Annotated in this window: 5 protein-coding genes; 2 read left to right on the top strand and 3 right to left on the bottom strand. The window is 72.8% G+C overall.

Annotated elements, in window-relative coordinates:
* A partial coding sequence (locus ACVCAG_RS38735) for a biotin/lipoyl-containing protein (RefSeq protein WP_440087971.1) occupies positions 1 to 960 on the top strand: 960 nt, incomplete at its 5' end.
* Positions 961 to 1105: 145 nt separating this feature from the next.
* Positions 1106 to 2446, top strand: coding sequence for a hypothetical protein (locus tag ACVCAG_RS38730; RefSeq protein ID WP_440087969.1), 1341 nt, complete (start codon positions 1106 to 1108; stop codon positions 2444 to 2446).
* A 171-nt stretch (positions 2447 to 2617) separates the two neighbouring features.
* On the opposite strand, the gene ACVCAG_RS38725 is transcribed toward ACVCAG_RS38730, so the two are convergent.
* From ACVCAG_RS38725 to ACVCAG_RS38715, 3 genes are all read right to left on the bottom strand, one after another.
* Entirely contained in the window at positions 2618 to 3607 is a 990-nt protein-coding gene (locus ACVCAG_RS38725) for a substrate-binding domain-containing protein (protein WP_440087968.1), read from the bottom strand.
* Between the two features lie 11 nt (positions 3608 to 3618).
* Positions 3619 to 6420, bottom strand: a complete 2802-nt coding sequence (locus ACVCAG_RS38720) for a glycoside hydrolase family 3 C-terminal domain-containing protein (protein ID WP_440087967.1) — start codon at positions 6418 to 6420, stop codon at positions 3619 to 3621.
* Between the two features lie 422 nt (positions 6421 to 6842).
* Positions 6843 to 8048 (bottom strand): ROK family protein, encoded by a 1206-nt coding sequence (locus tag ACVCAG_RS38715; RefSeq protein ID WP_440087966.1) that lies wholly within the window; start codon positions 8046 to 8048, stop codon positions 6843 to 6845.
* Positions 8049 to 8120 lie beyond the last annotated feature (72 nt).

Here is an 8120-nt window from a genome sequence, read left to right as displayed (position 1 = left end):
TGCGAGTTCCTGGTGGGCCAGGACGGCACGATCTCCTTCCTGGAGGTCAACACCCGCCTGCAGGTCGAGCACCCGGTGACCGAGGAGGTCGCGGGCGTCGATCTCGTACGGGAGATGTTCCGCATCGCCGACGGTGAGGAGCTCGGCTACGGCGACCCCGTGCTGCGCGGCCACTCGATCGAGTTCCGGATCAACGCCGAGGACGCCGGGCGCGGTTTCCTGCCGGCCCCCGGCACGATCACGCGCATGAGCGCCCCCTCGGGGCCCGGGGTGCGTCTGGACGCCGGCTACGAGGCGGGCATGACCGTCCCGCAGTCCTTCGACTCCCTGATCGCCAAACTGGTGGTGACCGGGGCCACCCGGGCGCAGGCCCTGGAGCGCTCGCGCAGGGCCCTGGCCGAGTTCGAGATCGGCGGCATGCCGACCGTGCTGCCCTTCCACCGGGCCGTGGTGGCTGATCCGGCGTTCACCGGCGCCCCGTTCTCGGTGCACACCCGGTGGATCGAGACCGAGTTCGACAACACGATCACGCCGTACGAGGGAGAGCCGGACACGGCCGAGGAGCCGGGCGAGCGGGAGCGGATCACCGTCGAGGTGGGCGGCAAGCGGCTGGAGGTGGTGCTTCCCCCGGGGTTCGCCGCGGGAAACGCCGGGAGCGCCGGGAGCGGCGGGAGCGCGGCCGCGGGCCGTGCCTCGAAGGCGCCGCGCCGGGGCGGCGGGGTGGCCAGGAAGGCCACGAGCGGGGACTCGCTGGTCAGCCCGATGCAGGGCACGATCGTCAAGGTCGTGGCCGCCGACGGCGACACCGTCGCGGCCGGTGACACGATCGTCGTGCTGGAGGCGATGAAGATGGAGCAGCCCCTCGCCGCCCACAAGGCGGGCACCGTCACGGGACTGGCCGCGTCGGTCGGCCAGAGCATCACCTCGGGCGCCACGATCTGCGAGATCAAGGACGCCTGAGCGCGCCCGCGGGCCGGGGCAGGCACGACGATCGGATACCGGGTGCCCGAGAGATGCCTGACGCGGGCCGTGAGGGGATACGGTCGAGGGGTAGGGAACTCTGCCGCCCGCTCATTCGTCTTCAGGACGAAGGAGGCTTTCTGCCGTGACCACCACAAAAGCCGCGCCAGGTCGTTTCGGTGCCACGATCATGGCATTGTTCGCCGGGCTACTGGCCATGTTCATGATCGCCCCGGCGGCCCACGCCGCGGCGCCAGATCCAAGTGCGATCGTCTCGGAGCTGAAGGACGGGGACAACTTCTACGTTGATCCCGCGGCGGGGCTGCCCCCCAACGCCGTCGACGCCATGCGCGGCGCGGCCGACCAGACTTCCTCCGTCTACGTGGCGATGCTGCCCGAGGGCTCGATCAGCAGCCAGTCCCAGGCGAGGACCCTGCTGAGCTCGCTCCTCAAGGGCGTCGGGTCGAAGTCCACCGTCCTGGTGATGAGCGGCAAGACCCCGTTCGGCGTCACCAACGTCAGGGGCGTCGACGTCGACGAGCTGCTCGGACGGGCCAAGACCACCGGCAGCCCGACCGACAACGTGATCAACTTCGTCAAGCTGGCAGACGAGGCGGCCGTCGGCGCCGGTGCCCCGTCCGGTTCCTCCGGCTCCTCCGGCGGCTCCAGCGGGGGCGTGCTGGTCGGCATCCTGGTGCTGGCCCTGGCCGGCGGCGCGGGCATCTTCCTCTACTCCCGCAAGAAGAAGAAGCAGCGTGAGGAGCGCGAGGCCGCCGAGCTGGCCGCGGTCAAGCAGACCGTGGACGAGGACGTCACCAAGTTCGGTGAGGAGATCACCGACCTCGACACCGACGTGAAGCTGCTCAACGACGGCGGCGACCACCAGCAGGACTGGCAGCGCGCCCTCGACTCCTACGAGCGTGCCAAGGTGGAGCTCGCGGCGGTCAAGCGCCCCGACGAGTTCCGCGGCGTGACCACCGCGCTGGAGGAGGGCCGCTACGCCCTCGCCTGCGTGAAGGCGCGCGTCAACCACCAGCCGGTGCCCGAGCGGCGCTCCCCGTGCTTCTTCAACCCGCAGCACGGCCCCTCCGCCCGCGACGTGCGCTGGGCCCCGCCCGGCGGCGCGCTGCGCGACGTGCCCGCCTGCGCGGCCGACGCCGAGGCCGTCGAGCGCGGCTTCGAGCCGCAGACGCGCGAGGTCATGGTCAACGGCCAGCGCCGCCCGTACTACGACGCGGGACCGGCCTACCAGCCCTACGCCTACGGCTACTACGGCGGCTTCGGCGACGTCATGACCGGCATGCTCGTCGGCACGATGATGGGCAGCATGATGAGCGGCGGCTTCGGCTACGGCGGTTACGGCGGCGGCGCCGAGAGCGGCACCGACTTCGGCGGCGGCGGAGGCGACTTCGGCGGCGGCGGCTGGGGTGACTTCGGCGGCGGAGGCGACTTCGGCGGCGGAGACTTCGGCGGGGGCGACTGGTAGCCGTCCACGGCGAGCCGATCGGCAGGACAGGCAGGACGGAACGAACGTGACGCCGACGGGCGCGCTCTCCGGGAGGGGAGCGCGCCCGTCGGCGTCACGGAGGACTCCCGGTCGGGTGTCGTCGCGAACGGTGAGTCCCGGCCGGAGCAGGATGCCGTCGGGGACGGCCGGTCAGGTGCTGTCGCGAACGGTGAGTCTCGGCTGGAGCAGGGTGCCGTCGGGGACGGCGCGGCCTTCGAGCTTCTCCATGAGCAGCCGGACCGCCTGGCGGCCCACCTCCTCGGCCGGGATCAGCACCGAGGTGAGCGGCGGGCTGGCGCGTTCCGCGATGTCGTCGGGGCAGATCGCCACCACGGCGATGTCGCCGGGCACCCGCCTGCCGTACTGGCGCAGTGCCCCCAGCACGTGGCCGACCGCGGCCTCGTTGTGCACGACCAGCCCGGACAGGCGCGGCCTGGCGTCGAGGAGCCCGGCGATCGCGGTGGACACCTGGTCGAAGTTCTCCTCGCACGGCAGGGCCACCCCGGTCAGGCCGGTCTCGGCCACGGCCGCGGCGAAGCCCTCCCGGGTGCGGCGGGCGAAGCCGGTGCCCCGCTCGTAGACGACCGAGGGCGCGCCGAGCAGCGCGACCTCCCGGTGCCCGCGCTCGGCCAGGTGCTCCACGCAGAGCGCGCCCGCCCGCGCGAAGTCGAGGTCGACGCAGGTCAGACCGGCCGAGGCGGCGGGGAACCCGATCAGCACGCTGGGTTCGGCGAGTTCCCGCAACAGCGGTACCCGGCTGTCGTGGAGCTCCACGTCCATCAGCACCAGCCCGTCGACCAGCGCGCTCGCCGCCGCCCTGCGGAGCCCGTCGGAGCCCTCGTCCGCGGTGAGCAGCAGCACGTCGTGGTCGTAGCGCCGCGCGGCGGTGACCACCGAGGTGGCGAACTGCATCAGCACCGGGACGTGCACCCCGGCCCTCAGGGGCAGGACCAGCGCGATGACGTTGGCGCGCTTGCTGGCCAGGGCCCTCGCCCCGGCGTTGGGGTGGTATCCCAGGACCCGCACGCTGTCGAGCACCCGGCGCCGGGTGTCGGCCGAGATCGCGCGTTTCCCGCTGAGCACGTACGACACCGTGCTCACCGCGACCCCCGCGTGCCTGGCGACCTCGCTGATGGTCACCGCCCGCCCGCTCACCCGGCCTCGCCGAAGCTCAGGGAGGCGACGGTGATCCCCGCATTCTCGAACACCACATAAAGATCGTGGACTCCCCTCGCCTCCGCAAGTCCGGTGCGCACCTCGACGAGGTCGTGGCGGCCCGCGCGGGGGACGGGGAGGTCGCCGGCGACGGGTCCGTAGAGGGGGTCGTCCAGGCGCAGAGTGATCACTCCGCCCTCCTCTCCGGCGGCGACGGCGGCGCAGGAGGCGGCCCCCTCCCCCAGGTCGACCGCGCGGAACACGATCCAGGCCCCCTCGGCGGTGGACCGCACGGCGTCGCCGGAGACCCTGGCCGCGTCCACGAACGTCACCGAGTCGTACTCGTCGTGGTCCACGGCGGCGATCGGGCCCGCGAGGGCGTCGCGCGGCGGGATCCGCTCGCCGTCGACGTGGAAGGGGGCGCACAGCCGGATGTCCCGCGAGGAGCGGCCGATCATGATCTTGTGGGGGGCGTCCTCGACGACGAACCGGCCCCTGGTGACGTCCCAGAAGGCGAGTTCCGCGATGTCGAGGCCCCAGTCGACCCGGGTGCTCTCACCGGGGGCGAGGCGCACCTTGACGAAGCCGCGCAGGCGGCGCAGCGGCTGCTTGACCCGGGAGCGCCGCTGGCGGGTGTAGATCTGGACGACCTCCACCCCCTCGCGGGAACCGGTGTTGGTCACGGTGACCGAGGCGGTGACCCTGCCGTCGCCGCCCTCCACCGAGACGGCCAGGTCGGCGTAGTCGAAGGTGGTGTAGCCGAGGCCGTGGCCGAAGGGGTAGAGCGGGGTTCCCCTGAAGTACTGGTAGGTCGCGTCCGAGGCGATGATGTCGTAGTCGAACAGGTCGGGCAGCTCGTACGCCGAGCGGTACCAGGTCTGGGTGAGCCTCCCCTCGGGGGCGGCGTCGCCGAACAGCACCTCGGCCAGCGCGTGCCCGTACTCCTGGCCCCCGTGCGAGGACCACAGCACCGCGGGCGGGTCGTCGATGTCCCAGGTCACCGGGTAGCCGCTGCTGATCACCATGACGGTTCTCGGGTTGGCCTCGCGCACCGCCGCGACCACGGCCTGCTGCGCGGCGGGCAGCGCGAGGTCGAGGCGGTCCTCGGTCTCCCTGCCGTTGACCAGCGGGTGGTCGCCGACGACCACCACGGCCACGTCCGCGGTCGCGGCGAGCGCGGCGGCGGCCTCGGCGCCGCGCACGACCCGCTCCACGGTGAACCAGGCGGCGGCGTCGGCGTCGGCGGCCAGGCGGAAGACCTCGCCGTCCAGGGCGAGGTAGCGGCCGGTGGAGATGTGCCGGAGCGCGAGCGCGCCACGGGGGCGGTCCTCGGTGCGGAAGGTCTGGCGCACCTCCCAGCCGTTGGGACCCGGCTGGTCGTTGACCAGCACCCCGTCGTCGTCGACGGACAGGTGGCGCCCGGTCGCCACGGCCCGCAGGGCGTAGCAGCCGCCGCCCCAGTCGAACAGGTCGAACAGGCCGGGCTCGTCGCCGACCCCGAGCGGACCCCCGTCGGGGTCGGCGACGACGTGACGGCCGTTCACGCCCTCCGCGCCGCCGTCCACCGAGAGGGTGATCCGGTCCACGGCCTCGCAGAAGACGGTCTCGCACCGCTCGGCGAGCCCGGCGCGGGCGGTGACGGCGTACGGGAGGGTCCCGGAGTACCAGTCCTCCATGAGCGTGTCGCCGAGCTGGCCGATGACCGCGATCCTGCGCACCGAGGCGTCCAGCGGCAGGACGCCGTCGTTGCTCAGCAGCACGATCGAGCGCCGGGCGGCCTCGCGGGCCAGGCTCTGGTGCTCGGGGCAGTTGACGACCGCCTCGGTGATGTCGTCGTACGGGGTGGAGGGGTCGAACTCGCCCAGCCGGAAGCGGACGGACAGCGTGTGCCGTACGGCGGCGTCGACGTCCGCCTCGGTGAGCAGGCCGCGCTCCAGCGCGGCGCGGAGGTGGCCGAGGGTGGCCTCGGGGCGGTCGTCGTCCTGGGTGAAGCTGTCGAGCCCCGCCCTGATCGCGTGGGCGTACGCCTCGGGGAGGTCGTCGTGGTAGCCCTGCAGGCCGGTGAGGTTGGCGGGCGCGTAGGCGTCGCTGACCACGAGGAGGTCGTCGGGCGCCCAGGCCCGCAGCACCTCGCCGATCAGCGGGCTGAGGTGGGCCGGGCGGCCGTTGACCAGGTTGTAGGAGGGCATCACGGCGACCGCGGCGCCGCTCTCCAGGGCGGGCCGGTAGGCCGGGAGCTCGTACTCGCGCAGCACGCGGGGCGGCAGGTCGCTGGAGGTGACGCAGCGGTCCGTCTCGTTGTTGTAGCCGAGGAAGTGCTTGAGGGTGGGCGCGGTCTTCAGCACCGTGGGATCGCTCCCACGAAGGCCGGAGGCGTACGCCGTCGCCATGACACCGGTCAGCCACGGGTCCTCGGAGTAGCCCTCCTCGTTGCGGCCCCAGCGGGGGTCGCGCAGCGGGTTGACGACCGGGGCCCAGACGTTGAGTCCCGCCCCCGCCGGATCCTTGTGGTGGAAGGCCAGGACCTCGTCGCTCGTCGCCTCGCCGACCCGCCGGACGAGGTCGGGGTCCCAGGTGCTGGCCAGCCCGACCGCCTGCGGGAACACCGTCGCCGGGCCGAGCCAGGCGAGGCCGTGCAGCGCCTCGGTGCCGGTACGGAACGGACCGACCCCGAGGCGCTCCACCGGCTGCTGGTACTGGTGCAGCAGCCCGATCTTCTCCTCCAGGGTCAGCCGGCCCCGCAGGTCCGCGACGCGCCGCGCGAGGGGGAGTTCCGGGTCACGGAACGGTTCGTTCATCGGGGACCATCCCTTTGAGAGCGTCGAAGCGCTTCGATTCCGACGTGGTTCCAACAGGGTGCAGACGGGGTTCCGACAGGGTTCCGACCTGGAAGGACGCCTCAGTCGAAGCGCTTCGACAATCGGTCAGGGAAAACTCCGTCTCACCCGCGCGCTCCGGCGTCCGTTTCGCGCGTGTTTCGAACGGAGCTTCCCTGAAGGGTGCACTCCTGTGCGGCCAAGGTCAAGAGGCGGCGGCAAACGGTTGCGTTCCACCGGGAAGCCGGAGCGCAAGACCGCCTGTGAGCGACCCGGGCCCTCGGGATCCGGGTCAGGAGATCCGCCGGGAGCATCGTGAAACCAGCTGAAAACAGCGTGGATCCCAGGCGGCGTCCGTCCGGCACGGTGTCCGTCGCGGCGTCAGCGGGACACGGGCCGGCGGATCACGAGACCCGCGGCAGGCGTCCGGAGTCCACCGAGTCGAGCACCCGGGCGGCGCCTCCCAGCGCGGCCGCCCCGTACCCGAGTGTGGAGGCCACGACCCGGCAGCCCCCGGCGTCCGGGGCGATCGTGCGCCCCCGGGTCTCGGCCTCCACCGAGGGCAGCAGCCACGGGGCGAGCGGCACGTAGTAACCGCCCAGGATGACCACCTCGGGGTTGAGCAGGTTGGTCATCAGGGCCACGCCCTTGCCGAGGTTGTGGCCCACGGAGCTCAGGAGGGCGAGCGTGCGCGCGTCGCCCGCGCGGGCCAGCCGCACCACCTCGTCGAGCTCGATCTCGACCTCGGCGGGCGAGATCGCGGCGTGTTCCAGCACCGCGCCGATCCCGGCGACGGCCTCCAGGCAGCCCAGGCGCCCGCAGCGGCACTCGGCGCCGAAGGGGTCGAGCTGGATGTGGCCGATCTCGCCGCTGTACCCCTGGCCGCCGCGGCGCAGTCGCCCGTCGAGGATGACCCCGGCCCCGACGCCGATCTCGCCGGTGAGGTAGACCAGGTTGGCCGTCCCGGCGTGCGGGCCGAAGCGGTACTCGGCCAGGGCCGCCAGGTTGGCGTCGTTGTCGACCTGGACGGGGAAGCCCGGGTCGCGCAGGGCCTTGGTGAGGTCGCCGCAGAGGTCGGCGTCGCGCCAGCCGAGGTTGGGCGCGATGCGCACGGTGCCGTCGGCGCCGATCAGTCCCGGCACGCCCACGGTCAGCCCCAGGACCTGGCGCTCCTCCTTCGCCATCCGGGTCACGACGCGGCGGACGATCCCCGCGACGGTGGCCATGGCCTGGCCCGCCGTGCCGGCCGCGCCGGAAAAGGACCTGCGCCAGGACAGCAGCCTCTCCCCCGACAGGTCCACCGCGACCGCGGTGACGTAGTCGACGTTGACCTCGATGCCGATCGCCGCGTACGGCGAGCCGTCGAGCACGAGCATCGTGGCGGGACGGCCGACGCGGTTCTCGGTCAGGCCGGTCTCCCTGACCAGGCGGCGGTCGATCAGATCGGCGACGAGGCTCGACACGGTCGCCTTGTTGAGACCGGTGGACGCCGCGATGTCGGCCCGCGAGCACGGCGCGTGCTCTCGCACGAACCTCAGCACGACGGCGAGGTTGGTGGCCCGCACGTCGGCGAAGTCGGCCGGCCGCGGGTCAGTCGTAGATGTGATCAAGGTGAGTCCCGCTCCCGCTCGGCCAGGCTGGCCCCATCATGCCCCATCGTTCACCAATCCGTGACCGCTCCC

The organism is Streptosporangium sp. G12, assembly GCF_052983175.1.
This window is presented reverse-complemented; position numbering and strand designations above follow the sequence as displayed.

Bases quoted from the DNA above. Each gene is read 5' to 3' on its own strand.
- ACVCAG_RS38720 (WP_440087967.1), bottom strand. From the start codon at position 6,420: ATGAACGAACCGTTCCGTGACCCGGAACTCCCCCTCGCGCGGCGCGTC.